Source organism: Streptomyces sp. AA1529 (assembly GCF_000280905.1).
In the GTDB taxonomy this organism is placed as follows: domain Bacteria; phylum Actinomycetota; class Actinomycetes; order Streptomycetales; family Streptomycetaceae; genus Streptomyces.
The window spans coordinates 33,739-59,651 of sequence record NZ_ALAP01000071.1 but is presented as its reverse complement, the minus strand read 5'-3'; the positions used below and the strand labels follow the sequence as shown (position 1 = coordinate 59,651).

23 protein-coding genes and 2 pseudogenes are annotated in these 25,913 nt (G+C 74.9%); 11 read left to right on the top strand and 14 right to left on the bottom strand.

The annotated features are described in order from the left end of the window. From A949_RS0120220 to A949_RS0120210, 3 genes are all read right to left on the bottom strand, one after another. Positions 1-1,243, bottom strand: a 1,243-nt coding sequence (locus tag A949_RS0120220) for a bifunctional RNase H/acid phosphatase (protein WP_078565486.1), incomplete at its 3' end; no start/stop codon positions are given. 25 nt (positions 1,244-1,268) lie between these two features. After that, the gene (locus tag A949_RS0120215; protein WP_026004858.1) at positions 1,269-2,012 is read right to left on the bottom strand and encodes a zinc ribbon domain-containing protein; all 744 of its coding nucleotides are present in this window, start codon (positions 2,010-2,012) and stop codon (positions 1,269-1,271) included. Next, positions 2,009-2,938: a Nif3-like dinuclear metal center hexameric protein gene (locus A949_RS0120210; protein WP_019357846.1), complete on the bottom strand. Its 930-nt coding sequence runs from the start codon at positions 2,936-2,938 to the stop codon at positions 2,009-2,011. Before A949_RS0120210 ends, A949_RS0120215 begins: the two co-directional genes overlap by 4 nt. Before the next feature lie 212 nt (positions 2,939-3,150). Here A949_RS0120210 and A949_RS0120205 point away from each other — a divergent pair, with 212 nt between their 5' ends. Continuing rightward, positions 3,151-4,491, top strand: a complete 1,341-nt coding sequence (locus tag A949_RS0120205; RefSeq protein WP_019357845.1) for a hypothetical protein — start codon at positions 3,151-3,153, stop codon at positions 4,489-4,491. Between the two features lie 401 nt (positions 4,492-4,892). On the opposite strand, the pseudogene A949_RS34005 reads toward A949_RS0120205, so the two are convergent. The 5 genes and pseudogenes from A949_RS34005 to A949_RS0120175 form a co-directional block, all read right to left on the bottom strand. Next, positions 4,893-5,320 (bottom strand): annotated as a pseudogene (locus A949_RS34005) (zinc-binding dehydrogenase); the annotation flags it as partial. A gap of 26 nt (positions 5,321-5,346) precedes the next feature. Beyond that, the gene (locus A949_RS0120190; RefSeq protein WP_019357842.1) at positions 5,347-6,204 is read right to left on the bottom strand and encodes a MaoC/PaaZ C-terminal domain-containing protein; all 858 of its coding nucleotides are present in this window, start codon (positions 6,202-6,204) and stop codon (positions 5,347-5,349) included. Positions 6,205-6,613: 409 nt separating this feature from the next. After that, positions 6,614-8,089, bottom strand: a complete 1,476-nt coding sequence (locus tag A949_RS34000) for an MFS transporter (RefSeq protein ID WP_019357841.1) — start codon at positions 8,087-8,089, stop codon at positions 6,614-6,616. Between the two features lie 75 nt (positions 8,090-8,164). Beyond that, complete coding sequence (locus A949_RS38210) at positions 8,165-9,556, bottom strand: hypothetical protein (RefSeq protein ID WP_019357840.1); 1,392 nt, start codon at positions 9,554-9,556, stop codon at positions 8,165-8,167. 29 nt (positions 9,557-9,585) lie between these two features. Then, complete coding sequence (locus A949_RS0120175; protein WP_019357839.1) at positions 9,586-10,683, bottom strand: hypothetical protein; 1,098 nt, start codon at positions 10,681-10,683, stop codon at positions 9,586-9,588. A 276-nt stretch (positions 10,684-10,959) separates the two neighbouring features. Between A949_RS0120175 and A949_RS0120170 the strand changes: the two genes are divergently transcribed. The 4 genes and pseudogenes from A949_RS0120170 to A949_RS36685 all read left to right on the top strand — a co-directional run. Then, positions 10,960-11,595 (top strand): class I SAM-dependent methyltransferase, encoded by a 636-nt coding sequence (locus A949_RS0120170; RefSeq protein ID WP_019357838.1) that lies wholly within the window; start codon positions 10,960-10,962, stop codon positions 11,593-11,595. A 65-nt stretch (positions 11,596-11,660) separates the two neighbouring features. Continuing rightward, complete coding sequence (locus A949_RS0120165) at positions 11,661-12,599, top strand: N-acetylmuramoyl-L-alanine amidase (protein WP_019357837.1); 939 nt, start codon at positions 11,661-11,663, stop codon at positions 12,597-12,599. Positions 12,600-12,721: 122 nt separating this feature from the next. Then, on the top strand, positions 12,722-13,591 hold the full coding sequence (locus A949_RS0120160) for a hypothetical protein (protein WP_019357836.1): 870 nt from the start codon (positions 12,722-12,724) through the stop codon (positions 13,589-13,591). Positions 13,592-13,715: 124 nt separating this feature from the next. Further along, a pseudogene (locus tag A949_RS36685) lies at positions 13,716-13,922 on the top strand (LLM class flavin-dependent oxidoreductase); the annotation flags it as partial. A gap of 23 nt (positions 13,923-13,945) precedes the next feature. On the opposite strand, the gene A949_RS0120150 reads toward A949_RS36685, so the two are convergent. From A949_RS0120150 to A949_RS0120140, 3 genes are all read right to left on the bottom strand, one after another. Next, complete coding sequence (locus tag A949_RS0120150) at positions 13,946-15,013, bottom strand: prenyltransferase (RefSeq protein ID WP_019357834.1); 1,068 nt, start codon at positions 15,011-15,013, stop codon at positions 13,946-13,948. Next, positions 15,010-15,834 carry a class I SAM-dependent methyltransferase gene (locus A949_RS0120145; protein ID WP_019357833.1) on the bottom strand — a complete coding sequence of 275 codons (825 nt, stop codon included), beginning with the start codon at positions 15,832-15,834 and terminating at the stop codon, positions 15,010-15,012. The genes A949_RS0120150 and A949_RS0120145 overlap by 4 nt, the downstream gene beginning before the upstream one ends. A 93-nt stretch (positions 15,835-15,927) precedes the next feature. Beyond that, entirely contained in the window at positions 15,928-17,331 is a 1,404-nt protein-coding gene (locus A949_RS0120140; RefSeq protein WP_026004857.1) for a glycosyltransferase family 4 protein, read from the bottom strand. A gap of 260 nt (positions 17,332-17,591) precedes the next feature. Between A949_RS0120140 and A949_RS0120135 the strand changes: the two genes are divergently transcribed. Further along, positions 17,592-18,245: a TetR family transcriptional regulator gene (locus tag A949_RS0120135; RefSeq protein WP_019357831.1), complete on the top strand. Its 654-nt coding sequence runs from the start codon at positions 17,592-17,594 to the stop codon at positions 18,243-18,245. A 51-nt stretch (positions 18,246-18,296) separates the two neighbouring features. Here the strand turns inward: A949_RS0120135 and A949_RS0120130 are convergent, their stop codons facing one another. The 3 genes from A949_RS0120130 to A949_RS0120120 are packed head-to-tail and all read right to left on the bottom strand — an operon-like array spanning position 18,297 to position 20,754. After that, complete coding sequence (locus A949_RS0120130) at positions 18,297-19,208, bottom strand: biotin-dependent carboxyltransferase family protein (protein WP_019357830.1); 912 nt, start codon at positions 19,206-19,208, stop codon at positions 18,297-18,299. After that, complete coding sequence (locus A949_RS0120125) at positions 19,205-19,978, bottom strand: 5-oxoprolinase subunit B family protein (protein ID WP_019357829.1); 774 nt, start codon at positions 19,976-19,978, stop codon at positions 19,205-19,207. Before A949_RS0120125 ends, A949_RS0120130 begins: the two co-directional genes overlap by 4 nt. After that, complete coding sequence (locus A949_RS0120120; RefSeq protein WP_019357828.1) at positions 19,975-20,754, bottom strand: LamB/YcsF family protein; 780 nt, start codon at positions 20,752-20,754, stop codon at positions 19,975-19,977. Before A949_RS0120120 ends, A949_RS0120125 begins: the two co-directional genes overlap by 4 nt. 125 nt (positions 20,755-20,879) lie before the next feature. On the opposite strand from A949_RS0120120, the gene A949_RS0120115 reads away from it, so the two are divergent. The 5 genes from A949_RS0120115 (at position 20,880) to A949_RS0120095 (ending at position 25,417) form a co-directional block, all read left to right on the top strand. Then, a complete protein-coding gene (locus tag A949_RS0120115; RefSeq protein WP_019357827.1) occupies positions 20,880-21,590 on the top strand; it encodes a GntR family transcriptional regulator in 711 nt (236 codons plus the stop codon). 269 nt (positions 21,591-21,859) lie between these two features. Further along, complete coding sequence (locus A949_RS0120110) at positions 21,860-22,612, top strand: DUF969 domain-containing protein (protein WP_019357826.1); 753 nt, start codon at positions 21,860-21,862, stop codon at positions 22,610-22,612. Next, positions 22,609-23,577, top strand: coding sequence for a DUF979 domain-containing protein (locus A949_RS0120105; protein ID WP_019357825.1), 969 nt, complete (start codon positions 22,609-22,611; stop codon positions 23,575-23,577). Before A949_RS0120110 ends, A949_RS0120105 begins: the two co-directional genes overlap by 4 nt. 50 nt (positions 23,578-23,627) lie before the next feature. Next, positions 23,628-24,299: a pyroglutamyl-peptidase I gene (gene pcp, locus A949_RS0120100; protein ID WP_019357824.1), complete on the top strand. Its 672-nt coding sequence runs from the start codon at positions 23,628-23,630 to the stop codon at positions 24,297-24,299. Continuing rightward, complete coding sequence (locus tag A949_RS0120095) at positions 24,296-25,417, top strand: DUF2891 family protein (RefSeq protein WP_019357823.1); 1,122 nt, start codon at positions 24,296-24,298, stop codon at positions 25,415-25,417. The genes pcp and A949_RS0120095 overlap by 4 nt, the downstream gene beginning before the upstream one ends. Positions 25,418-25,913 lie beyond the last annotated feature (496 nt).

Here is a 25,913-nt window from a genome sequence, read left to right as displayed (position 1 = left end):
GGTGCCCCGTGTCGTTCAGCAGCCGCAGCGAGGCGTTGCCGTCGGCGTAGTAGGCGACGGCGGAGAGGGAAGCGGCCGACAGCTCCATCCGGAACAGCGCTTCGGCCGGGGCGCCCAACGCGAGCCGGGCCAGCGTCTTGACCGGCGTCACATGGGTGACGAGCAGCACGGTGCGACCGGCATAGCGGGCCAGCAGCTTGTCCCGGGCCACCGCGACCCGCCGGGCGACCTCCTCGAAGGACTCGCCGCCTCCGGTGGGGCGGGCCGCGGCGGAGGCCAGCCAGGCGTCCAGGTCCTCCGGGTGGCGCTCGCGCACCTCGGCGAAGGTGAGGCCCTCCCAGGCGCCGAAGTCGGTCTCGCGCAGCCCTTCGTCGGTGCGCACCCGCAGCCCGAGGCGGTCCGCGACGGCGGCCGCCGTCTCCTGGCAGCGGCGCAGCGGCGAGGCGACCACGGCCTGCACGGTGCCGCGCGCGGCGAGCGCCTCGGCGGCCGCGGCGGCCTGCCGGCGGCCGACCGCGGAGAGTTCGGGGTCGGAGCCGCCGCTGCCGGAGAACCGCTTCTCGGGCGTGAGCGGCGTCTCCCCGTGCCGCAGCAGCACGAAGGTGGTGGGGGTGCCGAGGTCGGGCCCCCAGCCCGGGCGGGCGGCGGGAGCGGCCCCCTCCGCGCCGGGCCCGTCGTCCGCCGCGGACGAGGGCGCGGTCGCGGCGCTTCCCGTGCTCCCGCCTGAGCCGGAGCGGCCCGTGCCGGACCCGCTGCGGTCCGCGCCGGAGCCGGTGTCGAGCTCCGCGCGGGACGCGTCCGGCTCCCAGCGCCGGCCCCGCTTCCCGGCGTCCATCGCCTCGTTGGCGAGCCGGTCCGCGTGCTTGTTCTTCTCGCGCGGGATCCACTCGTAGCTGACCGCGTCCGGCGGGAAGACGGCGGCGGCCTCCGCCGCGAGGGGCCGCATGTCCGGATGCTTGATCTTCCAGCGGCCCGACATCTGCTCGACGACGAGCTTGGAGTCCATCCGCACCAGCACCGCGGCGTCGGCGTCCAGCTCGTGCGCGGCGCGCAGCCCGGCGACCAGGCCCCGGTACTCGGCGACGTTGTTGGTGGCCCTGCCGATGAACTCGGCGGTCTCGCGGAGGGTGCCGCCCGAGACGGCGTCCTTGACCACGGCGCCGTATCCCGCCGGGCCGGGGTTGCCGCGCGAACCGCCGTCGGCCTCGACGACGAAGGTGCGGCGCACCTGGCCCCCGCTCATCGCAGGCCCCCGCCGACCGTCGGGCTCACAGCCCCGACTCCGGGGTGCGCACCAGGATGCGGCGGCAGTTCTCGCAGCGCACGACCGTGTCGGCGGGCGCCTCGCGCACGTCGTTCAGCTCGGTGATGTTCAACTCCAGCCGGCAGCCCTCGCAGCGGCGCTGGTAGAGCTTGGCGGCGCCGACCCCGCCCTCGCGCTCCCGGATCTTGTCGTAGAGCTTGAGCAGTTCACCGGGGACGGCACCGGCGATCGTCTCGCGCTCCTTGCGGACACCGGCCAGCTCGGCGTCGATCTCCGCCAGCGCGGCGTCCCGGCGCGCGGTGGCGTCCTGGACCTTGGCACCGACGGACTCGACCCGCTCGCCCAGTTCGGCGGAGCGCTCGGCGGCGGACTCGCGGCGCTCCATGACCTCCAGGACGACGTCCTCCAGGTCGCTCTGGCGCTTGGCGAGCGAGGCGATCTCGCTCTGCAGGTTGGCCAGGTCCTTGGGGTTGGTCACCGCGCCCGAGTCGAGGCGCTGCTGGTCGCGGACGGCGCGCTGGCGGACCTGGTCGACGTCCTGTTCCGCCTTGGTCTGCTCGCGGGTGGTGTCGCTCTCCTCGGTCTGCGCGGCCACGAGCAGGTCGCGGAGCTGGGCGAGGTCGGCGTCCAGCCGCTGGATCTCCTCGTGCTCGGGAAGGGTCTTGCGCTTGTGCGCGAGCTGCGTCAGGCGCGTATCGAGTGCCTGGACGTCGAGCAGGCGGATCTGATCGGCGGGCGCGGCGTTCAGTTGGGGGCTCCCGGAGTGAGGTCGTGGTCGGTCGATGCGGTCTGCTGGGCCGTGGCCGGGCGGGAGAGCGGCGACTCCTGCGGCAGCGAGGGCGCGTGCGCGGTCCACGGGTCGGTGACGGTGTGCGAGACCTCGGTGCGCAGGTCCCAGCCCTCCCGCTCGGCGACGGCGTCGAGCTGCGCGGCCGCCTGCTCGCACCAGGGCCACTCGGTGGCGAAGTGCGCGGCGTCCAGCAGGGCCAGCGGGGAGTGCTCCCGCGCCTCGGAGGCGGGGTGGTGGCGCAGGTCGGCGGTGAGGTAGGCGTCGACGCCCGCGGCGCGCACCGTCTCGAAGAGGCTGTCGCCGGACCCGCCGCACACGGCGATCGTCGCCACCGGCATGGCGGGGTCGCCCGCGGCCCGGAGGCCCTGCGCGGTGACGGGCAGCGCGGCGGCGGCCCGCTCCAGGAGGTCGCCGAGCGGCAGCGGGCGCTCCAGCTCGCAGATCCGGCCCAGCCCGCGCCGGCCGGCGGGGTCGGTGGGATCGGGCACCAGCGGCCGCAGCACGCGCAGCCCGAGCGCCCCGGCGAGCGCGTCGGAGACGCCGGGGTCGGCGGAGTCGGCGTTGGTGTGGGCGACGTGCAGGGCGACGCCGTTGCGGATCAGAGTGTGCACGACGCGGCCCTTGAAGGTGTCGGCCGCGACGGTGGTGGTGCCCCGCAGATAGAGCGGATGGTGGGTGACCAGCAGCTCGGCGCCCTTGGCGACGGCCTCGTCGGCGACCTGCTGCACGGGGTCGACGGCGAACAGGACCCGGCTGACACGTGCTTGCGGGTCGGAGACGTCGCCGCAGACGGTGCCGACGGCGTCCCACTGCTCGGCGCGGTCGCGCGGCCACAGGGTGTCGAGCGCGGCGATGACTTCGGAGAGTGTGGGCTGTGCTGGCACGGGGGCAAGGCTACCTGTCCGCGGCAGCGGCGCTCCCAGCCCGGTGGGCGCGGGTGCGCGCACCCGGCACCGGCGCCGGAGCGGGCGGCGGGGCGCTCCCGGACCCCCCGCGGGTGAACACGAATTCGGTCACTCGTACGCGTGAAGCGGTTCATCTCCCGCTGTCCGCGCACGGATACGGGCCTAGCTTCGTGACCGGAGGTGACCGCAACATGACGGTGAGTGCCGCCAGGGTCATGAACGAGAGCTTCACGGTCGCGGCGGACGGCTCCTACGCCGCCCGGCTCACCGCGCACGCCGGGACGGAGCTCTGGTACCCGGAGCGCTGGACTCTCGACGGGCCGGAGCCGTACGCGGTGCCGCTCCCCGTGGCGCAGCCGGAGGACGCGGACAGCAGCGTACTGCCGCTGTCGGACGGCCGGGTGCTGATCGCCCGCCGGACGCAGGGACGTTGCTCCCTGGCACTGCTCTACCCCTCGGGCCAGGAGACCGGCGAGCGGCGGCTGGGCACCGTGGAGACGGACGCGCTGCGGCTGCTGCCCCCGGCGCCGTGCGGGACGCGGGCCTACGCGCTGGCCCGGGAGCCGGACGGCCGCAGCACGGAGGTGTGGCTGGTGACCGACGGCTCGGCCCGGCCGCCCGCGCGGCTCGCCCGGCTGCGCGGCCGCTGGTCGGGCGGCGCGTGGCTGGACCGGGAGGGCCGGATGCTGGCGCTCGACACCGCCGGCCCGGACGGCGCCGGCCCCACCAGGACCGTCGCGGTGGACCTCGGCGCGGACTGCGAGACCTCCCCGCTGCTGGAGATCGCCGAGGGGAGCGACGACCGGCTGCTGCTCGCCGACCCGGACAGCGGCCTGCTGCTCGTCCGCTCGGACGCTCCCGGCGAGCCGCGGCTGGGCTGGGGAGTGCTGGGCAGCCACCGCCCGGTCCGGTTCCCCGAGGCGCTGCACCCCAGGGGCACCCGGCTGACGCCGATCGCCGTCCAGCCGGGGCAGCCGCTGCTGCCCGAGCGGTGCGCCGTGGCGCTGCGCGTGGACGGACCGCAGGGCACCTGGCTCGCCGTGTGGCGGCCCGGCCTGCGCGAGGTGCGGCACCTCGCGAGCCCGGCCGGGTGGCTGGCGGGGCACGGGCTGTGGACGGCCGACGGCGAACTGCGCGTCCCCTGCTCGACGGTGCACAACCCGTGCGGACTGGCCCGGATGCGGGCCCCGCTGCCCGAACCGGAGACGCCCCGGACCGTCCCCGCGGCCGCGCCGGCGGCTCCACCGGCCCCGGCGGACGGGGACGCGGCACGGGCGCCGGCCGCGCCGGACGGAGAGCCGCCGCGCGCCGCGCCGCGGCCGCCCGAGCGGCCGGAGCCCGCGGCTCCGCCCGTCGGCGACGTCACGGCTCTACAACATCACGATCACGGAGGGCCACCCTCCGGACTGCTGGGTTCCCTGGTGGGCAGAAGAGTCTCCGCAGGCAGTACGGCACCGTTCGGGGCTCTGGAGGACGCGGCGCGGAAACCGGTCCCGCTCCAGCAGGCCCCGCTGCCCAGCGGAACGGCGTGACCAGCGGATGGAACGCCCTGAAGGACGTCACCCCGGCTCGATAAACTCCGCCGGGTACGACGGCAGAGCAAGAGATTGACGGAGTGACATCACGATGTCGGACACCCAGACCGAGACGCCCGGCACCAGGCAGACGGCCGGCGAGGGGACTCACCGGGGGAAGCACAGGGGGGAAGCCGCCGCACAGGAGGAGCGGACCGTACCGGCGCAGGGCCGGCACCGCCGTCCCGAGCCCGCGCGGTAGCCGACGGCAGGCCGTCGGCCGGCGCCGCACAGGCGCAACGGCACCCAGCGGGGCCCCGGCCACCTTCCGACCGGTGGTGGCCGGGGCTCCGTCGGGTGCGCAGTCCGTATCCGCCTTCTCGCCGGAGGGCGGACCCGCTCCAGGAAGCCGCTCCCCACAGGGAGATGACGGTGCGGAGCCCCGCTCCGGTACGCATCTGGTCGATGGCCTCGTTGATCTCCTCCGGCCGCATCCGGTGGGTGATCATCCCCTCCAGATCGATCCGGCCCGCCCGCCGGTCACCCGGCGCTTGGCGTCGGCGAGCCCGTCGGGCGCGACGGCCTCCGTCGCGCCGAACCGCCGCGCGGCCTCGCGGCGCCCGGCCACCGGGTCGACGGCCACGAGCTGCGCGGCACCGCAGGCCCGCGCCCCCTGGATCAGGCTGATGCCGACCCCGCCGCAGCCGATGCCGGCCACCGCGGAACCGGCCTCCACCCGTGCGGTGTTGAAGGCCGCGCCCAGACCCGTGGTGACACCGCAGCCGATGAGCGCGGCGATCTCGAACGGCACGTCGTCGGGGACGGGCACCGCGCAGGGCGCGTCGAGACGGATCGGGTGCGGGTCGGGTGCGGTCAGATGTGGGTGAGCACGGCGTCGCCCAGCACGGGCGCGTCGTCCCGCTCGGCGGCGGTCGCCGTCAGCTGGAGGCGCCCCTCCGGCAGGCGCCAGGCGCGGATCCGCAGCGTCTCCCCGGGGAAGACGACTCCGGAGAACCGCACCCCGTACGAGGCCACCCGGGTCACGTCGCCGTCCAGCACCCCGTCCACGACGGCCTTGAGCGCCATCCCGTACGAGCACAGCCCGTGCAGGATGGGCCGGTCGAACCCGGCGAGCCGGGCGAACTCGGGGTCGGCGTGCAGGGGATTCCAGTCGCCGGAGAGACGGTAGAGCAGCGCCTGCTCCGCACGGACCGCGCGCTCGACGGCGAAGTCGGGTTCCCGCTCCGGGACGTCCAGACGGCCGGAGGGCCCGCGCTCGCCGCCGAAGCCGCCTTCGCCGCGCACGAAGAGCTGGGCCTCGGTGGTCCACAGCGGACCCTCCGCGTCCGCGACGTCCGTGACCAGCACCAGGACCGCGGCCTTGCCCTTGTCGTAGACGTCGGCCACCCGTGCGGTGGAGGTGGCCCGGCCCTCCACCGGGATCGGCCGGTGCAGGGTGACGGACTGGGTGCCGTGCAGCACCGCGGTCAGGTCCACGTCGAGACCGGGCGCCGAGAGCCCGCCGACCACGCCCATGCCCCCGCCCGCGACGGTGGCGAACGACGGCAGGACGTGCAGCCGGCTCTCCAGCGTGTAGCGCAGTTCGGCCGGGTCGGTCGCGGGCGCGCCCGCGCCGAGACCGAGGTGGTAGAGCTGGATGTCCTTGTGCCCCCAAGTGATCTCGGTGCTGCGGGGCTCGGCCGCCAGGGCCTTGGCTACGTCGATGGGCATCGGGTGCTGGGCTCCTTGTTCCTCGGGTTCCGCTGGGTTCCGCTGGGTTCTGCTGGGTTCTGCTGGGTTCTCCGGGTCCCCTGGGTTCTCGGCGGCCTCTGCGGCCTCGGGGTGCTGCGGGTCCCCCGCGGGTACGGGCGTCGGCCACCCCGGGGAGCGCACCCCGTACCCCAGGTGGAACACGTTCTAACCGACCGCCCCCTGTATAGCGCAGCCCTCCGGACAAGGGAAGAGCTGATGCCACGTCAGTAGCGGGGCGCGGCCGGACCGGAGCCGTGGCCGGAAGAAGTCCGGTGCGGGACCCGGGCGCCGACGGGCGAACGCGTCCTCGACGCGGCGCTCGCGGCGGCGGCGCCGAGCACGGCCGCCGCTCACCGCCACCCCGCACCGCCGTCGGCCGCGGCGCGGACTACGGCGCCTCGGCGGACGCCGGACCGGCCGCCGCGGACGGCCGGTCGCGCACCGTGCGGGGCAGCGCGACGAGCATGAACAGCACGCACGCGCCCAGCAGTACGGCGCCCGCCCGGAAGGCGCTGCCGTATCCGGCGGCCAGCGACGCGGGGTCGTGCCGCCCGTCGGTGCGGGCCGCGGCGACGGTGGAGAGCACCGCCAGGCCGAGCGCGCCACCCATCGTGCGGCCGGTGCCGAACAGCCCGGAGAGCAGGCCCGCCTCGCCGGGGTCGTCGGTCGCGGTGGCGATGGTCGCCAGGGGCGTGGCGGCCAGCCCGGCGCCGAGTGCCATCAGCACACCGGGCGCCAGGATCGTCGTGACGTAGGCCCCGTCCGCGTCCATGGTGCTCTGCCACACGTAGCCCGCTCCCGCCATGGCGGCACCCGCGACGGCCAGCAGCCGGTCTCCCGTCCGCGCCATCAGGAACGGGGCGATCTTGGAGCCGAGGACGATCGTCATCGAGTGCGGGATCAGCGCCAGGCCCGCCTGCAACGGCGTGTAGTCCAGCACGTTCTGGGTGTAGAGGGAGAGGAAGTACCACATGGCGAACATGGCGAGGCCGTTGATGAAGATGGCGGCGTTCGCGGCGGACACGGCCCGGCTGCGGAACAGCCGCAGCGGCACCAGCGGTTCCCGGGAGCGGGACTCGACGGCGACGAACAGCGCGAGCAGCACCAGCCCACCGCCCAGCGGCCCCAGCGAACCGGCCGCCGCCCAGCCCACGCCGTCCGTGCGCACGATGCCGTAGGCCACCGCGCCCAGCCCCAGCGTCACCAGCAGCGCCCCGGGCACGTCCAGCCGCCGCACCGAGTCCTCCCGGCTCTCGGTCAGCCACCAGGCCGCCGCCGCCAGTACCAGCACGCCGACCGGAACGTTGATCAGCAGCACCCAGCGCCAGGACAGCGCATCGGTGAGCACCCCGCCCACCAGGCCGCCCGCGGCGCCGCCGCCCGCACCGACCGCGGACCAGGTGGCGACCGCCTTGGTGCGGGCCGGGCCCTCCGGTACGGACGTGGTCAGCAGGGTGAGGGTGGCGGGTGCCAGGATCGCGGCACCCGTGCCCTGGATTCCGCGGGCCGCCAGCAGCTGCCAGGGTTCCTGGGCCAGACCGCCCGCCAGGCTCGCGGCGGTGAACAGCGCCAGTCCGGCGAGGAAGACCCGCTTGCGGCCGAAGAGATCGGCAGCCCGGCCGCCCAGCAGCATCAGGCCGGAGAAGGTGAGGGTGTAGGCGTTGACCACCCACTGCAGCCCGGTCTCCGAGAGGGCGAGGGTGGCCCGCATGGAGGGAAGGGCGACGTTGACGACGGAGACGTCGAGCACGACGAGGAACTGGCCGGCGCAGGCGGCCAGCACGACCGCCCACAGGCGGGGCGCCCCGGGGGCTGCGGAGCCGGATATGGAGCGGGAGCCCGCGGGCTGTGCGGTCTGCGGCATGCGCGTAGTGTGACAGCTGCCGCCCGGCCCCTCGCGCTCGTTTTCCGGGCGGGAGGCCGGGCGGGGAGCCGGGGGCTACTTCGGCGGTTCCGGTCCCGTCACCCGCACCGGACCGCATCCGGCACGCTTCGCCTCGGCCGCGGCGTAGTCCGGCAGCAGTTCGACCGTCGGGTCGTGCTTCCTGACGAACGACTCCTCCCGCTGCACCAGGAAGGCCACCGGGCCGGTCTGGCAGGTGGCGACGTAGACGCTCATGTCGCCGAAGACGCTGCCGAACCCGTCACCGCGGAACCGCGGGTTCCCGCTGTAGCCCAGCGGGACGACGAACGACGCCAGGCGCGGGTCCTCGATCGTGGTGAGCCGGACGCCGTCCAGGTCGAAGTCCCGGCCGTACTCGCACGAATGGGCGGGCCCCGAGGTGTCGCCGGTGGTCCGCATCGCGCGCGCGTAGTCGCCCTTGCCCGTCAGCCAGGACGGCGCGCGGACGCCTTTCAGTCCGCACAGCCGGTCCCTCGGATAGGCGCCCGGCCGCTGCCGCTCCACGACCCGCGCCAGGTCACCCGGCTCCCGATAGCTGCGCCGGCACTTCTTCCCCGCCAGCACGCCGTTGGCCAACTCGACCACCGCGTCGGCCAGCGCGGCCCGATAGCGGCGCCGCTCGGCCGGGTCCTCGTTGTCGGAGGAGCCGAGCCGGCCGGAGGAGAGCGAGACGACGGTCGGCGGCTCGTCCCGCCGTCCGCCCACGCAGGACTCGGGCAGCGCCATCCAGGCCCGCCCGGCGGAGACCATCCCCGGGAGGTCGCCGCCCAGCGGAACCATGGCCGGGGAGAGGAACTCGCGCGTCCACTCGCGGGCGCCCCTGCCGTCGAACTGCGCGAGCTGCTCGACCCGGGCCGATATCTCCCACTTGAGCTCGTCGTCCTTCCACCGCTGGAGCCGGCACTCGGTGCTGTACTCGCCCAGGCGGCCGGCGCTTCTGAGCGACAGCTCCCGGGTGCGGATGTCCCCGTCGGAGAACAGCCGGCCGACCGTGTCCGCCGAGAGCGCGCCCCAGCACCTCTCCCGGGAGACGAAGGGCAGTTCCCCGGCCTGCCAGGCCAGGCCCCCCGCGGCCAGCAGCGCACCCACGACGGCACCGATCACTGCGGTGCCCGACCTGCCCCGCAGCAGGCGCCGCAGCCGCCCCGACGGCCGCGGCGCGGGAGGCGGTTCCGCCGTCGCGGCGGACTCGGGGCCCGGCCCGGCGGCGGGCTCGGGCTCAGCGGCGGGCTCGGGCTCAGCGGGGCCCGGTTCGGGCTCAGCGGGGCCCGGTTCGGACTCAGCGGGGTCCGGTTCGGACTCAGCGGGGTCCGGTTCGGGGTCCTGCCGCGGGCCGGGGGCCTGCCGCCGGGCGGACTCCCCGGTGTCGGGCGCCGGCTCCGGACCGGGCCGGGCGTCCCGCGCGGCGCCCTGCTTCTCCTCGGACATCCGGTCCCTCTCCCTGTGCTCTTCGCCGCTCATGACGCGGGGGCCACCGCGGGGCAGCCGAGGCGGTCGGCGACGGAGTTGGCGGCGGCCGCGAACACCCGGCGCGGATCGGGATCGGCGTGCGCCGCCAGGTAGGCGTCCAACTGCAGGAAGAAGACGGTGGGCCGGCCGGCGCAGGTGGCGGTCAGCAACCCGTGCTCCTCGCCGACCTCGCCGGTGCCGCGCCAGCCCTCGCCCGGGGACCGGTCGTCCGCCACGCCGGTGAACAGCGCTGCGAGACGGGGCCGGGAGACCGCCGCGAACAGTGCGGCCCGGACGGGGTTGCGCACGTCCGCGGTGTCGAGCACCGAACAGGTCTGCAGATCGTCTCGGACGGCGCCGACTCCGGCGTCGTAGTGGTCGTCCTTGTCCAGGTCGAACCGGAGTCCGGGAATCCGGCACAGCTCGCCGCCCTGTGCGGTGAGGCCGTCGTCGGCACCGGCCCGGGCGAGCGGCGAGCCGGCCTCGAACGGCTCGTCCGGAGCACAGCCCGACGCGCGGGCCGCCGTGCCGGCCAGCGACAGCAGCAGGTCGGCGACCTGCCCCTCGGTGCCCATGGACGCGGTCAGCGGAGAGGTCCCGGCCCCTTGCACGGTCACCGCGGTGGGCAGCCCGTCCGCGCTGTCGCACTCCTCGGGGAGGACGAAGACGGCGCGTGTCCTGCCGACCAGGCCGGGCAGACCGTCCGGCAGCGGCGCCGAGTCCGCGTCCAGGTAGGTCCGCAGCCAGCCGCGCCGCTCCTTCGAACCGCGCGGCACGGTCGCGACCTCGGCCTCGACCCGTTCGTCGTACCCGCTGCCGCCCGTGTCCCGGAGCGTCACCGAGCAGGTGGCGCGCCGCCCTTTCCGGGGCGGCGCCGACTGCTCGCCGCTGCGTTCCTCGTCCTGCGAGGTCTCGTCCAGGACGCGCGGGACCCGGTCGCCCTCGCGCGCCTCCCAGGCGCCCCAGCAATAGCTCTGCCGGGCGAACGGCCAGGTCCCGGTGGCCCAGGTGCCCAGGCCGGCGCCCGCCAGTACGGCGACCCCGAGCAGGACCGCCAGGCTTCTGCGGCGGCGCGCGGCGGGCACCGCGGCGGATCCCGCGGACATGTCGCTTCCTGTCACTCCACTCCCCCTGTGCGTCCCCCGTGTGCCGGGACCGGCGCCGCCGCGCTCCCGGATCGACAGTCCGTCGAGGCTACCTGTCACCCGGAGGGGTGACGGCGGTAGGGCAGCATGGCACCGACGGGCGCACGCCGGGCGTGCACCCTCGCCACGCGCGGGCGCACCCTGCCCCTGCGCCGGCGAGCACACCGGTCGCGAGCGAGCACATCCGCGGCACCGGACCAGAGCGGACGACGGCGGACAACAGCAGAGGAACGCGTGATGAACCCTCAGGTACCCGAGGCCGGCACCCTGGCCGCGTTCGAGGCGGCGAAGGGCTTCATGCCGCTGGACGAAGGGCTCGCGCTGTACGCGGCCGCGGTCGAGGCGGGCGCCCTCGGGCTGCCGCTGCTGGAGGTCGGCACGTACTGCGGCCGCTCCACCCTGCTGCTGGCCGACGCCGCACGACAGGCGGGCGTGACGGCCGTCACCGTCGACCACCACCGCGGCAGCGAGGAGCAGCAGCCGGGGTGGGAGTACCACGACCCGGAGGTCGTCGATCCGGTCGTCGGCCGGATGGACACGCTGCCCGCATTCCGCCGCACACTGCACGCGGCGGGGCTGGAGGAGCACGTCGTGGCGCTGGTGGGCCGCTCGCCCCGGGCAGCGGCGCTGTGGGGCACGCCGCTCGGGCTCGTCTTCGTCGACGGCGGCCACACCGAGGAGCACGCCACCGCGGACTACGAGGGCTGGGCACCGCATCTGGCACCGGGCGGGCTGCTGGTCATCCACGACGTCTTCCCCGACCCGGCCGACGGCGGCCAGGCCCCGCACCACATCCACGAACGGGCCCTGGCCTCGGGCGACTACACCCCCGGACCCGCCACCGGGTCGCTGCGTGTCCTGCGGCGGAGGTGAGGAGGCGGGAGGGGCCTCGGACGCCGCGGTGGGCAGGCTCTACCATCTACGCCTGTGTCGAATGGATGCGCTTCGTGAGGCGGCGGACAGCCCGGCGGACGACCGCCCTGCTGATCGCGGGAGCCGTGTGCGCAGGGGCGGCCGGGTGCGGGAGGTCCGGCGGCCACGGCGGCGGCTCGGACAGCAGCGGCAAGCCCTCCCGCTCCGCGTCGTCCGGGAAGACCGCGGGGAAGAGCTCCGGTGAGAAGACCGGCAAGGGCGGCAGCGGGCACGGCGGTACGGACGGCCGCGGCAAGGACGGCGGAGGGCACTCCGGATCGCGGGGCGGCAAGGCCCCGCTGCGTGGCAAGGTGATCGTCATCGATCCCGGCCACAACCCGCACAATCGCGACCAGCCAGGCAAGATTTCCCGGTCCGTCGACATCGGCACGGGAAAGAAGGAATGCGACACCACGGGCACCGCGACCAATTCCGGTTACAGCGAGGCGGAGTTCACTCTCGCTCTCGCGCACCGCGTCCGCACAGAGCTGCGGAAACGGGGAGCGACCGTGAAGTTCACCCATGACGGCGAGGAGCCGTACGGGCCGTGCGTCGACGAGCGCGCGAAAAGAGGGAACCGGGCGCACGCGGACGCCGCCGTTTCCCTCCATGCGGACGGCGCCCCCGGGGGCAGCCGCGGTTTCCATGTGATTCTTCCCGCATCCGTGCACCGGGGCGACGCCGACACCCGGGCCGTCGCGGGCCCCTCGAAGCAGCTCGGCACCGACCTGCGGGACGCCTTCCGCAAGGCCACCGGCGAACGCCCCGCCAACTACCTCGGGAATGGCGAAGGTCTGGACACCCGAGACGATCTGGGCGGTCTCAACCTCAGCACCGTCCCCAAAGTCTTCCTCGAATGCGGCAACATGCGGGACGCGGCCGACGCCGCACTCCTCACCTCCCGGAAGTGGCGGGAAAAGGCAGCCCGGGGGGTCGCGGACGGAATCACCGCTTTCCTCTCCTGAGGGTTGGGGGAAACGTGGAACCGACAGGCGAACCCAGGGGGTCTACCCGTAGTGTCGTCCGTACGATGGGGTGCTCACCCCCGGCAGACCTCAACCATGACAAGACCGACTAAGGACCCCACGTGAACATCCGCTCGCTCACCCGAGGCGACGGCGCGGTGATAGGAGCAGCGGTGCTGCTGTTCATCGCTTCGTTCCTCGACTTCTTCTCCGCAGACTGCGATGGCTCGTCCTGCCCCGAGATGCCCAACGCCTGGGACACGGACATTCTCCAGCTCGCCCTCCCGTCGATCTTCCTGGCGGGGCTCATCGGCACCGGTCTGCTGGTCGGTGGTCGTTTCCTGCCGGAGGGCCGCAAGTTCGGTGCGGTCTCGCTCCCGCAGGCGGGTGTGACGCTGCTGCTGTCCGCGCTGTGGGCGTCGGTGTGGCAGCTGGCTGTCGCGCCCGACCGGGCCGACATGGGGGCCGGCGCCATTCTGTCGCTGCTCTCGCTGCTGATCGGCACGGTGATCGCGATGATCACGCCGGTCGTCCCGGCTCTGGCGGCCCCGCTGCTGCCCGCGAACACGGGCGGCCCCGCGCCGTACGGCCAGCAGTACCCGCCGCAGGGTGGCGGCTACGGCTACCCGGGCGGCCAGCCGGGCCCCTACGGGCAGCAGCCCGGTCAGGCCCAGCCGCCCTACGGGCAGCACCCGGGTCAGCCGCAGGACGTCCAGCCGGGCCAGCCCGGGCAGCCGGGCCCCGGTCAGTCCCTCGGCGGCCCGCAGGGTGCCGCAGCGGGCGCCCCGGACCCGAACTTCCAGCCGTTCTGGTTCGCCGTCCCGATGGCGCGCCCGCTCTTCCCGGAGGACGGCTCGCCGCAGCCGATCGCCGAACTGGCGCCGGGCACCTGGTACCTCGCGGTGGAGCAGCGCGGCCCGGCCCTGATCGCGCAGACGCAGGACGGCCGGCGCGGCGTCCTGCAGGACACCTCCAACATCCAGCGCGGCTGAGCCTCCGGCTCCGCACCGCCCCAGCGGCCCCTCGCCCTTCCGGGCGGGGGGCCGCTCCCGTACGCTGCCGGACCAGCGAGCTGACTCCCTGTCAGTCGCAGGCGGGTGGAAGGGGAGGCGGCACATGCGGCTCGGACCGGCGCTCGGCCACCGGGGACGCGGGCCCGACCCCCGCGATCTCGAACTGGCCCGGCAGGCCGAGGATCTCGGCTACCACTCGGTGCGGCCGGCCGAGTCCTGGGGATCGGACGCGTTCACCGCGCCGACCAGGATCGCCGCGCACACCTCCCGGATCCGGCTGGGCACCGGGGGGGCGCACCCGGCGGGCCGGGCCGTGGCCCGGCCCGGCCGCGGTCAGCAGCAGTCCGGTTCCAGCCCCGTCGGCAGTTCGTCGCCGCGGAAGACCTGCACCGTCGCGTCGTCCCCGCCGAGCGCGGCCACCGCCAGCAGCACCGCACCCGCCGTCCAGGTCGTCCGCTCCTCGGGCCAGACCGCCTCGTCGTCGAAGACGTACCCCGTCCAGTACATGCCGTCCTCGGCCCGCAGATGCTGCATCCAGCGCAGGATGTCCAGCGCGTGGTCCGACTCGCCCGTCGCCCACAGCGCCAGCGCCAGTTCCGCGCTCTCCCCGCCGGTCACCCACGGGTTGGGGACCACGCAGCGCACACCCAGACCGGGCACGACGAAGCGGTCCCAGCCCTCCTCGATGCGCTCCTTGGCCGCGGGCCCGCGCAGCGCCCCGCCGAGCACCGGGTAGTACCAGTCCATCGAGTAGCGGCTCTTGTCCAGGAACCGCTCCGGGTGGCTGCGGACGGCGTGCCCGAGCCACCCGGCGGCCAGCTCCCAGTCCGGCTGCGGCTCCTCGCGCCGTTCGGCCAGCGCCAGCGCACACCGCAGGGCCTGGTAGACCGAGGAGGAACCGGTCAGCAGCGCCTCGGCGGTGGCGGTGCCGTCCGCGTCGCGCTTCCAGCCGATCTGGCCGCCCGGCTGCTGGAGGCGCAGCACGAACTCCACGGCGGCCACCACCATGGGCCACATCCGGTCGACGAAGGCGTCGTCGCCGGTGGACAGGTAGTGGTGCCATACGCCGACGGCCGGGTACGCGCAGAAGTTGGTCTCCCGCGTGCGGTCGGTGGGGCGGGCCGCGTCCCCGTCGGCGTAGGCCGCGTACCAGGAGCCGTCCGGCAGTTGGTGGGCGGCCAGCCAGTCGTAGGCGGCCGCGGCGCGCTCGTGCTCCCCCGCGGCGTCCAGCGCCATCGCGGCCTCGACGTGGTCCCACGGGTCGAGATGGTGGCCGCGGAACCAGGGCAGGGCGCCGTCCGCGCGCTGTCCGGCCAGGATGCCCTCGACGGTCGTGCGGGCCTGCTCGGCGGTCAGCACGCCGGGCAGCACCAGCCGCTCGGTCCGCTCCGGGCTGGTCACTTGGCCGCCGCGGCGGACTCGTCCGACGCCTGCCGGCCGGCGGCCGCGTCCGCGGGCTCGCCGGTTCCCGGCAGGTGCGGCAGACGGGGCAGACGGGGCAGATGGGGCTTGGTGGCGTAGGCGACGAAGCTCTTGCCGATCAGCGGGTCGAGGGCGCGCTCGGCGACGCGGGTGGCCAGCGGGCGCTTCATGATGTCCCACACGAGCAGCTTGTGGTAGGCGCGCACCGGCAGGGCCGCCCGTTCCCCGTCGCGGTCGACGCCGAACGCGCACTTGAGCCACCAGTACGGCGCGTGCAGTCCGTGCGCGTGGTGGGTGCCGTAGGGGCGCAGTCCGGCCTCCCGCAGCCGGGCCAGGAGTTCGGTGGCGCGGTAGATGCGGATGTGCCCGCCCTCGACCTCGTGGTAGGCGTCGCTCAGCGCCCAGCACACCTTCTCCGGGCCGTAGCGCGGCACCGTGACGGCGAGCCGGCCGCCGGGCCTGAGCACCCGCACCATCTCGGCCAGGACGCCCTTGTCGTCCGGGATGTGCTCCATGACCTCGGAGATGATGACGACGTCGAAGCTGTCGTCGGGGAAGGGCAGCGCCAGCGCGTCGCCCTCCATCGCGGTCGCCGTCGCGCCCTCGGGCGCCTCACCGGCCTCGGCCATCGCCGCGAACCAGGTGGCGACTTCGCGGATCTCCTCCGCGTTGCGGTCGAGCGCGACCACGCGCGCGCCGCGCCGGTAGCACTCGAAGGCGTGCCGCCCCGCCCCGCAGCCCAGGTCGAGCACGCGATCACCGGGGGCGAGCGGGAATCGGGAGAAGTCCACGGTCAGCACGGGGTATCAGCCTTCCACATCAGCGTCTGGGGGCGGGGGCAGGGGGCGGCGAACAGGGGCGGGCACTGCGCGGTTCCGGCTACGGCTGTCCGCTCACCGGCTCTGGGCGAGGGCGGCGGGCGCCTCCGCCGGCCGTCGTACCGCGGGTGGCCGGGCCCGGCGGGCGGGCTCCCCCATCGCGGCGCGGTAGCACTCCACGGTGCGCAGCGCCGCCCTCCGCCAGGTGAACTTCTCCAGCACGCGCTCCCGTCCGGCCGCGCCGAGCCGGGCCCGCAGCTCCGGGTCGGCCAGCAGCCGCACCAGTCCGTCCGCCAGCGCCCCGGCGTCCCCGGGCGGCACCGCCAGGCAGGTCTCGCCGTCCCGTCCCGCCACCTCCGGGATCGCTCCACCGGTGGTGGCCAGCAGCGGGGTGCCGGTCGCCATGGCCTCGGCCGCGGGCAGCGAGAAGCCCTCGTAGAGCGAGGGCACACAGGCGACCTGCGCCGAGCGGACGAGCCCGGCCAGTTCGGCGTCGCTGATGCCCTTGACGAACTCGACGGCCCCGGCGAGCCCGTGGGCGGCGATCGCGTCGGCGACCGGCCCCTCCCCGGGCCGTTTGCCGACGACGACCAGATGGGCCTCCGGACGCCGGACGCGTGCCGTGGCCAGCGCCTCGATCAGGAACACCAGGCCCTTGAGCGGGACGTCGGCGCTGGAGGTGGTGACGATCCGGCCCGGCACCTCGGGCACCGCCGGGTCGGGGGCGAACAGGCGGGTGTCGGCGCCGATGGGCACCACGTCGATGCGCTCGCGTGCCACTCCGAGGTCGTCGGCGATCTCCCGCCGGGAGGAGCCGGAGACGGTGACGACCGAGGGCAGTCGGCGGGCGACGCGGCGCTGCATGCGGGTGAAGCCGTACCAGCGGCGCACCGAGGCGTTCTGCCGCCGGCCGGTGGCCGCTTCCAGCTCCAGCCGGCGGTCGACGGTGATCGGGTGGTGGATGGTGGTCACCAGCGGTGCGCCCAGTGCGCGGGGGCCGCCGAGCAGGCCGTAGCCGAGCGTCTGGTTGTCGTGGACGACGTCGAACTCGCCGTGCCGCGCGGCCAGGTGGCGGCGGGCGCGGAGCGAGAAGGTGAGCGGCTCGGGGAAGCCCCCGGTCCACATCGTGGCGACCTCCAGCAGGTCCACCCAGTCGCGGTACTCGCTCCGGCGCGGGGTGCGGAAGGGGTCGGGCTGGCGGTACAGGTCGAGGCTGGGCAGCTCGGTGAGGGTCAGCCGGCCGGGCGCGGTCGCGGGCCGCTCGTCGCCGGTCGGGGCACCGGTCGGGGGTTCGGGCCGGCCGGGGTCGTCGAGCACCGGGTAGGGCTGCGCGCCGATGACCTCGACACTGTGGCCGAGGCGGGCGAGTTCCCGGGACAGATGGCGTACGTAGACACCCTGGCCGCCGCAGAAGGGGTTGCCCTTGTACGTCAGCAGCGCGATGCGCAGCGGGCGGTCGGTCACGGCCTCTGCGCTCACTCGCGGCCCCCTTCGTCACTGCGTTCCGCCGGAGCGTAGCCGCTCGCGCTAACCTAGAACAAGTTTCAGGATTCACTTTCGGAGGGCCCGGATCCCGTGCGCGTACACCGCGGACCCGTGCCCGGACTCAAGAATTTACCGGCCAGTCACTTCGGGCGAGCCGCCGCGGCAGGTGATTCGCGCCACCTCGACGGCGCCTGCAAGAATGCACGGCTCCCCACAGGGCTTCAGAACGCCACGGAAACGGGACCCACAACGCGATGCCGACACCGCCGCAGCCCAGACCCAAGCCCCGGAGCGGGGCCGGCGCCCTGCCGGGCCCGTCCCCCGCCGCGCCGCTGACCGAGCGCCAGGAGGCGCGCCGCGCCCGCATCCTGCACGCGAGCGCCCGGCTCGCCCGCCGCGGCGGGTTCGACGCGGTGCAGATGCGGGAGGTCGCGGAGTCCTCGAACGTGGCGCTCGGCACCCTCTACCGCTACTTCCCCTCCAAGGTGCACCTGCTGGTCGCCACCATGCAGGACCAGTTGCAGCACCTGCACGCGACCCTGCACGAGCACCCGCCGGAGGACACCGCGCCGGCGGCCCGGGTGGCCGCGACCCTGATGCGCGCCTTCCGCGCCCTGCAGCGGGAGCCCCAACTCGCGGACGCCATGGTGCGGGCCCTCAACTTCGCGGACCGTTCGGTCAGTCCGGAGGTGGACACGGTCTCGCGGCTGACCACGGCGATCATCCTGGACGCGATGGGCCTGCCGGACCCGCCCACCCCCGAGCAGCTCTCGGCGGTGCGGGTGATCGAGCACACCTGGCACTCGGCGCTCGTCACCTGGCTCTCGGGCCGGGCCTCCATCGCCCAGGTGAAGATCGACGTCGAGACGGTGTGCCGACTGATCGAGGTGACCGCTCCCCGGGACTGACCGGCCCCGCGGCTCCCCGGGACCGGCCGGCACCCGCGCCGCCGCCGTACGTCAGCGGGGCGGCGGGACCCCGGCGGCCCCGCTGACCGACCCGGAACGCACCGGCGTGAAGCGGACGGCCGTACCGGGCGCGGCCTGCGCCGCGGCGCCGAGCGCCGCCGCCGGGACGACACCGATGACCGGATAGCCGCCGGTCGTGGGATGGTCGGCGAGGAAGAGCACGGGCCGCCCCTCCGGCGGCACCTGGATCGCGCCCAGCGGCATGCCCTCGCTGGCCAGCTCCCCCTCCCTGCGGCGGGCGAGGGCCGGACCCTCGGTCCGCAGGCCGATCCGGTTGCTGGCCGCCGACACCCGGTAGATGCCGGTGACCAGCGTGCGCAGCCCTTCGGCGGTGAACCAGTCGTCCCGCGGCCCGTAGCCGACGGGCAGTACCAGTTCGGGTCCCGGTGTCCGCCAGGGCGCCGCGTCCGGAACGGCACGGGCTCCCGGAGCGGGCGCGCCCAGCGGAAGAACCGCACCGTCGCGCAGCGGGGCGGGACCGAGCCCGGAGAGCAGATCGGTGGCGCGGCTGCCGAGCACCCGGTCGGCCCCGACGCCGCCGGCGAAGCCCAGGTAGGAGCGCACTCCGTGGGTGGCGGCGCCCGCCTCCAGCACCGCACCGGCCCGCAGGCGCACCGGCTGCCCCCAGGGCGCCGGGCGCCCGTCGACCGCCACCGGGCAGGGCGCCCCGGTGACCACGGCCGTGGTGGGGGCCAGGGCCCGCACCGCGCAGCCGGTGAGGGTGGTCTCCAGCGTCGCGGCGCTCTCCGGGTTGCCGACCAGCAGGTTGGCGAGCCGGTGCGCGGTCAGGTCGAGCGCCCCCGAGCGGGGCACCCCCAGGTGCGCGTACCCGGGGCGGCCCAGGTCCTGGACGGTGGTGAGGGCTCCGGCCCGCACGGTCTCCAGTCCGCCGTCGGCGGTCACGGCCGCTCCTCCCGGTCCGGAGGGCCGCCCGGGTCCGGGGGCCGGTCCCCGTCCGGCGAGGGCCGCTCCCCGTCCAGGGGGACGAAGCGGACGCGGGTGCCCGGGGCCAGCAGCGCCGCCGGGGTGCGGGCGGTGTCCCACAGCACGGTCCGCGGAGCGGTTCCGATCAGCTGCCAGCCGCCGGGGGAGGAACGCGGATAGACACCGGTGTAGGCGCCGGCGAGTCCCACGGCACCGACCGGCACCCTGGTGCGCGGGGTGGCCCGGCGGGGTACGTGGTACGGCTCGGGCAGCCCGGTCAGATAGCCGAAGCCCGGCGCGAATCCGCAGAACGCGACACGGAACTCGGTGGCCGCGTGCCGCCGGGCCACCTCGTCGGGCGCGACGCCCCACAGCGCGGCGACGTCGGCGAGGTCGGGGCCGTCGTAGCGGACGGGAATCTCGAGCACCGCTCCGCTCCCGGCGGTGAGCGGCGGCACCTGCCAGCCGGGGAGTTCCGCGGCCAGCCGGCGGGCCTGCGCGCTGCTGCCGAACTCGTCGAGCAGCACGGTCCTGGCACCGGGCACGATCTCGCCCACGGGCGGCAGGCTGCCGTCGGCGCGGCGGCGCAGCAGTTCGGCGTGGAGCGCCTCCGTCTGCTCGGCGGTGGCGAGTTCCACCAGCAGGCCGCGGCTGCCCACCGGGCGGATCACCGGCGGCGCCGGCTCGGTGGTCCGGTCGGCGACGGCGGCCGGGCCGGGCGCGGCGGCGGGTTCGGCCCGGGCGGTCATGCGAAGGCCCGGACCTGGACGCCGGCGGTGGCCAGTTCCGCCCGGATGCGCTCGGCGAGCCGGGCGGCCGCCGGAGTGTCGCCGTGCACGCACAGCGAGCGGGCCGCGCTGCCGAGGACGGTGCCGTCGGCCGCGGTGATCTCCCCGTCCCGGGCCAGCCGTACCGAGCGCTTGACCACCTGCTCGGGGTCGTGCAGCACCGCGTCCGGTTCGGAGCGCGGCACCAGGGTGCCGTCGGCCCGGTAGGCGCGGTCGGCGAACGCCTCCTCGACGGTGGGCAGTCCGGCCCGCTGCGCGGCGGCCAGCAGCCGGGAGCCGGGCAGCCCCAGCACGGGCAGCGGCCCGCCCGCACCGGTCGCGGCCCCGGACATCCGGATCCCCGCGACGACGGCGGCGGCCTGCTCCGCGTCGTGCACGGCCCGGTTGTAGAGGGCGCCGTGCGGTTTGACGTAGGCGACGGCGGAGCCGGCGGCGCGGGCGAAGACCTCCAGGGCGCCGATCTGGTAGGCGACCTCGGCGGCCAGTTCGGCGGCGGGCACGTCCATCGCCCGGCGTCCGAAGCCGGCCAGGTCGCGGTAGGAGACCTGGGCGCCGATGCGGACGCCGCGCTCGGCGGCCAGCTCGCAGACGCGGCGCATGGTGACGGGGTCGCCGGCGTGGAAGCCGCAGGCGACATTGGCACTGGTGACCGAGGCGAGCAGGGCCTCGTCGTCGGTGAGCTGCCAGCGGCCGAAGCCCTCACCGAGGTCGGCGTTAAGGTCGATCTTCCGGTCCATCGGCAGCAACGTAAGCGATTGTTGAACAATCCGGCAAGAGGTCTCGCGGTCTCGCACTCCGCGACACCCCTGTCACCCGCCGCACCCGGGACCGGCCGGCGCCCGCCCACCCGAGGGAGACCACGATGACCGCCGACCCCTCCGCCGCCCTGTCGGCGCTCGCCGCCGACAGGGGACTGCTCGGCCGCACGAGCACGGCCGAGCGCGTGGCGGCGATCCTGCGCGAGCGGATCGCCCAGGGGGCCTTCCCGCCCGGCATCCGGCTCTCCGAGGAGCGGATCTGCACCGCGCTGGGCGTCTCGCGCAACACGCTGCGGGAGGCGTTCCGGCTGCTGACCCACGAGCGGCTGCTGGTGCACCGGCTCAACCGGGGCACCTTCGTGCGGGTGCTGAGCGACACCGACATCGAGGACATCTACCGGGTGCGCCACCTGATCGAGTGCGCCGCCGTACGGGGGCTGGGCGCGCCGCCGTACGACGTGTCGGAGGTGCGGGCGGCCGTCTCGGCGGGCGAGCGGGCCGCGGCCGAGGGGCGGTGGCAGGAGTGCTCCACCGCGAACATCCGCTTCCACCAGGCCCTGGCCGGGCTGGCCGGGAGCGACCGCACGGACGAGATGATGCGCGGCGTACTCGCGGAACTGCGGCTCGCCTTCCACATCATGGGCGACCTGCGCCGCTTCCACGATCCGTACCTGACCCGGAACCAGGAGATCGTGCGCGCCCTGGAGGCGGGTGACGCGGCGGGCGCCGAGCGGCTGCTGGACACCTATCTGGCGGACTCGCTGCGGCAGCTGCTGGACGCCTACCCCGAAGAGGCGGCGGACACCGACGCCTGACGTCCGGCCCGCGCACCCCGCCTACCCCGCATACCCCACGTACAACGAGCCGGGCCCGCACGCGGCACACGGATCCGGACACCCCGCCCCCCTGCGGGCGTGGTGCGCGGGCGACGGCGCCTTCCGGCCACCGCCGTCCGCGCACCGGCGGATCCGGCCGCGGAACAACCGGAGGATCACATTCCGAATAAGTGCTGCGCCTCACTCTTGTCGGATCGTTCAACAATCCCCTAGCCTCCCGAGGAATTCGCTCACGGAAGGCGGACGAGATGATCGTTCTCCTCGGCGTCCTCGTAGTGGTCCTCGGCTTCGCGACGCGCCGTAACCCCCTGCTCGTCGTCGGCGTGGCGGGGATCGTCACCGGACTGCTGGGCAAGCTCTCCCCCGTCGAGATCCTTCGGACCTTCGGCGAGAGTTTCGCGTCCAGCCGCTCGGTGACGATCTTCGCCATCACGCTGCCCGTCATCGGCCTGCTGGAGCGCAACGGCCTCCAGCAGCAAGCCCGCACGCTCATCGGCAAACTCGGCACCAACCTCACGACAGGGCGCTTCCTGACCCTGTACCTCCTCCTGCGGCAGCTCACCGCCGCCGTCGGTCTGCAGACCATCGCAGGGCCCGCGCAGAGCGTCCGCCCCATGATCGCGCCGATGGCGGAAGCCGCCACCGAACGCCGCAACGGCGGACGGCCATTGCCCGAGAAGGTCCGCGAGAAGGTCCGCTCGCACTCCGCGGGCACCGACACCGTGGGCCTGTTCTTCGGCGAGGACTGCTTCCTGGCCATCGGCTCCATCCTGCTGATCACCGGCCTGGTCAACAGCACCTACGACACCCATCTGGAACCACTGCACCTCGCGCTGTGGGCGATACCCAGCGCCGCGTGCGCCTTCCTCATCCACGGCGGACGGCTGCTGCGGCTGGACCGCGCGCTGGAGCGTGAACTGGTCACCGCGAACGCACAACTGGCCGTCGAGCGGGCGGACGCGCAGGACGGCCGCAGCGAGGGAGACGGGGCTGCCAAGTGATCAAGTCCGAGTGGTTCTTCTGGCTCGTCGGAGCCGTCTTCCTCGCCATGGCGGCGCAGATGGTCTTCGACCGCACCAACCCCAAGCGGCACGGCACCGCGGCCTTCTGGGGCCTGCTGGGCGCCTGCTTCTTCTACAGCACCTGGGTCAACGAGAAATCCCTGCCCGCCGAACCGCTGGGCGTGGCCGTCCTCGTCCTCATCTGCCTGGGCGGGTTCAACCTCACCGGCAAGGGCAAACCCGACACCACCGACGAGGGCGAACGCGCCCGGCTGGCCGCCCGCTTCGGCAACAAGCTGTTCATCCCGGCGCTGACCATTCCGCTGGTCGCCATGGTGTGCGCCGTCCTCGCCGACAAGTGGCGGATCGGCGGCACCCCGCTGCTGGAAGAGGGCAGCGAGACCATCCTGGGGCTCGGCCTGGGCGCCGTCCTGGCACTGGGCGTGGGCATGTGGGTGCTGCGCGAACGCCGCCCGAGCGTGCCGCTGCACGCCGGACGCGGACTGCTGGAGTCGATGGGCTGGGCCCTGCTGCTGCCGCAGCTGCTCGCCGTGCTGGGCGCGATATTCCAGGCCGCGGGCGTCGGCGACCAGGTCGGCAAGGTCACCGAGTCGGTGCTGCCGGACGGGCAGAAGCTGGCCGCCGTCGCGCTGTACTGCGTGGGCATGGCCGTCTTCACCATGATCATGGGCAACGCCTTCGCGGCCTTCCCCGTCATGACCGCCGCCGTCGGCTGGCCGGTGCTGATCGAGCAGATGGACGGCAACCCGGCCGCCGTACTCGCCGTCGGCATGCTCGCCGGGTTCTGCGGCACGCTGTGCACCCCGATGGCGGCCAACTTCAACCTCGTCCCGGCCGCGCTCCTCGAACTCAAGGACCAGTACGGGCCGATCAAGGCCCAGGTGCCGACCGCCGGAGCGATGCTGGCCTGCAACATCCTGATCATCTATCTCTTCGCGTTCTAGGCGCGGGGGCCCGCGGCCCCCGCGCCCGAGCGCCGGGCGGAGCTGAGCACATGTCATCCACCACTTCCACCAGAGTCCTGGTCACCGGATTCGCGCCGTTCGACGGCGCGGAGGTCAACCCCTCCTGGCAGGCGGCCCGACTGCTGGCCGCCGAACCGCCGGACGGCCTCGACATCACGGCCACCGAGCTGAGCTGCGTCTTCGGCACCGCACTGGAGGAACTGCGCGCCGCGGTGGACTCCGCGGGGCCCGACCTGGAACTGGTGCTCTGCCTCGGCCAGGCAGGCGGGCGCACCGACCTCACCGTCGAACGCGTCGCCGTGAACGTGGACGACGCGCGCATCCCCGACAACGCCGGCCGGCAGCCCGTGGACGAACCTGTCGTACCCGGCGGCCCCGCCGGATACTTCAGCACCCTGCCGATCAAGGCGTGCGTGGCCGCGGCGCGGGCGGCCGGGGTTCCCGCATCGGTCTCCCAGACCGCCGGCACCTTCGTCTGCAACCACGTCTTCTACGGCCTCGCACATCTGCTCGCGACCGAACGCCCCGACGTGCGGGGCGGCTTCGTGCACCTGCCGTTCTCCCCGCAGCAGGTGGCGGACCGCCACCCGGCCCCGCCCTCGCTCTCCGTGACCGACGCCGTGACCGGACTGGCCGCGCTGCTCCAGGCGGCCGCCCGCACCAGCACCGACCTGCGTGAACCGGGAGGGGCCACCCATTGAGCACAGCACCGGAGGCGGCGGCGGACGCGGCCCTGCCGGACCACGCGGCAGCGTTCGCCGACGTGGCACTGGCCAACATCACCCGCGAATACCCGAACGCGCCCGCGCACCTGTACGCCGGACCCGAGGAACTCGTCCCGCCCCGGCTGCTCCATCCCGCCTTCTACGGCGCCTACGACTGGCATTCCTCGGTCCATATGCACTGGCTGCTGCTGCGCCTGCTGCGGACACCGTGGCGGAGCGGCGGCCAAGGGCGGCGCGCGGCGGTGGTGCGCGCGCTGGACGCACATCTGAACCCCGAGGCGCTCGCGGTGGAGACGGCCTACCTGCGCGCCCACCCGTCCTTCGAGCGGCCCTACGGCTGGGCCTGGCTGCTGGCGCTCACCGGTGAGAGCGCCGCGGACGCTCCGGAGCACCCGGCCGAGAGGGGAGCAACGCCCCGAGGCGAGAGCGGTGCTCCGGGCGAGAGCGGTGCTCCGGCGGCGCGGCGGCGGTGGCGGGCGGCGCTGGCCCCCGCCGCGGAGACCGTCGCCGACCTGGTCCTGGAGTGGCTGCCGAAGGCGACCCGGCCGGTACGGCACGGCACCCACGCCAACAGCGCGTTCGCGCTGGGCCTGCTGCTGGACAGCGCCGCACGCGCCGGACAGTCGCAGCTGCTGGCCCCCGTCGAGGCGAAGATCCGCGCGTGGTACCTCCCCGACCACGGGGCCGCCACCCGATGGGAGCCGTCCGGGCAGGACTTCCTCTCCCCGCTGCTCTGCGAGGCGGACGCGGTGCGCCGAGTGCTGCCGCGGAACGAGTTCGCCGAGTGGCTGGGCCGCTTCCTGCCCGAACTGGACCACGCCACCGGGCCGGAGTTCCTGCCCCCGCCGCACGTGTCGGACGCCGCCGACCCGCAGCTCGGGCATCTGCTCGGGCTCTGCCTCAGCAGGGCCGCCGCACTGCGCGGCATCGCCGCCGCCCTCCCGTCCGGCGATCCGCGGACGTCCGCACTCGACGCGGCGGCCGAGGCCAATCTGGCCGCGGGTCTCCCGGCGGCCCTGTCCGGCGACTTCACCACGGACCACTGGCTCGCGACGTTCGCCGCGCTCGCCCTGGGAAGCGGGATCGCCGACTGACGACCGGGGCCCGCGGCCGGGCCGGGCCGGGCCGCGGCCGGGGGTGCGCCGCTGCCGGTGCCCCGTGCCCCGAATCCTCCGCAGCCGGGAGAGGAGCCGCCCGGCTGCGGAGCCGCCGGCGCCCGCGGACGCCGTGACGAAGACGCCGGAACGCGGAACACCCGGACGCGGGGACGGACGCGCGCGCACCCCGCCACCGGGCCGCACGCCCCGGCCGCAGGCCTGCGGACCGGGCCGACCCGACAGCCGCGCCGGCCACCCGGCTACAGTGGCCGACAGCCAGACAACGCCTCCGCCCGGGGGAAGCCGGTGCGAATCCGGCGCTGACCCGCAACCGTGAGCGGTCCGCCACGCCGTCGCGGACGTCCGACACAGATCGCCTCCCGCGATCCGGCCGGCGTCCGCCGCGCGGCACGGCCGGCCGTGAGCCGGAGCGCCCGTGCGGAGGCGGGCTCCTGTGGCCGCCCAGGCCACCGGCCCGTCGAGGTATACGGAG

What these genes read in the sequence shown, in the direction of transcription:
- A949_RS0120165 (WP_019357837.1), top strand. Translation starts at nt 11,661, where the DNA reads ATGCGCTTCGTGAGGCGGCGGACAGCCCGGCGGACGACCGCCCTGCTG.
- A949_RS0120205 (WP_019357845.1), top strand. Translation starts at nt 3,151, where the DNA reads ATGACGGTGAGTGCCGCCAGGGTCATGAACGAGAGCTTCACGGTCGCG.
- A949_RS0120190 (WP_019357842.1), bottom strand. Translation starts at nt 6,204, where the DNA reads ATGCCCATCGACGTAGCCAAGGCCCTGGCGGCCGAGCCCCGCAGCACC.
- A949_RS0120120 (WP_019357828.1), bottom strand. Translation starts at nt 20,754, where the DNA reads ATGGACCGGAAGATCGACCTTAACGCCGACCTCGGTGAGGGCTTCGGC.
- pcp (WP_019357824.1), top strand. Translation starts at nt 23,628, where the DNA reads ATGTCATCCACCACTTCCACCAGAGTCCTGGTCACCGGATTCGCGCCG.
- A949_RS0120115 (WP_019357827.1), top strand. Translation starts at nt 20,880, where the DNA reads ATGACCGCCGACCCCTCCGCCGCCCTGTCGGCGCTCGCCGCCGACAGG.
- A949_RS0120175 (WP_019357839.1), bottom strand. Translation starts at nt 10,683, where the DNA reads ATGTCCGCGGGATCCGCCGCGGTGCCCGCCGCGCGCCGCCGCAGAAGC.
- A949_RS38210 (WP_019357840.1), bottom strand. Translation starts at nt 9,556, where the DNA reads ATGTCCGAGGAGAAGCAGGGCGCCGCGCGGGACGCCCGGCCCGGTCCG.
- A949_RS0120135 (WP_019357831.1), top strand. Translation starts at nt 17,592, where the DNA reads ATGCCGACACCGCCGCAGCCCAGACCCAAGCCCCGGAGCGGGGCCGGC.
- A949_RS0120110 (WP_019357826.1), top strand. Translation starts at nt 21,860, where the DNA reads ATGATCGTTCTCCTCGGCGTCCTCGTAGTGGTCCTCGGCTTCGCGACG.
- A949_RS0120125 (WP_019357829.1), bottom strand. Translation starts at nt 19,978, where the DNA reads ATGACCGCCCGGGCCGAACCCGCCGCCGCGCCCGGCCCGGCCGCCGTC.
- A949_RS34000 (WP_019357841.1), bottom strand. Translation starts at nt 8,089, where the DNA reads ATGCCGCAGACCGCACAGCCCGCGGGCTCCCGCTCCATATCCGGCTCC.
- A949_RS0120170 (WP_019357838.1), top strand. Translation starts at nt 10,960, where the DNA reads ATGAACCCTCAGGTACCCGAGGCCGGCACCCTGGCCGCGTTCGAGGCG.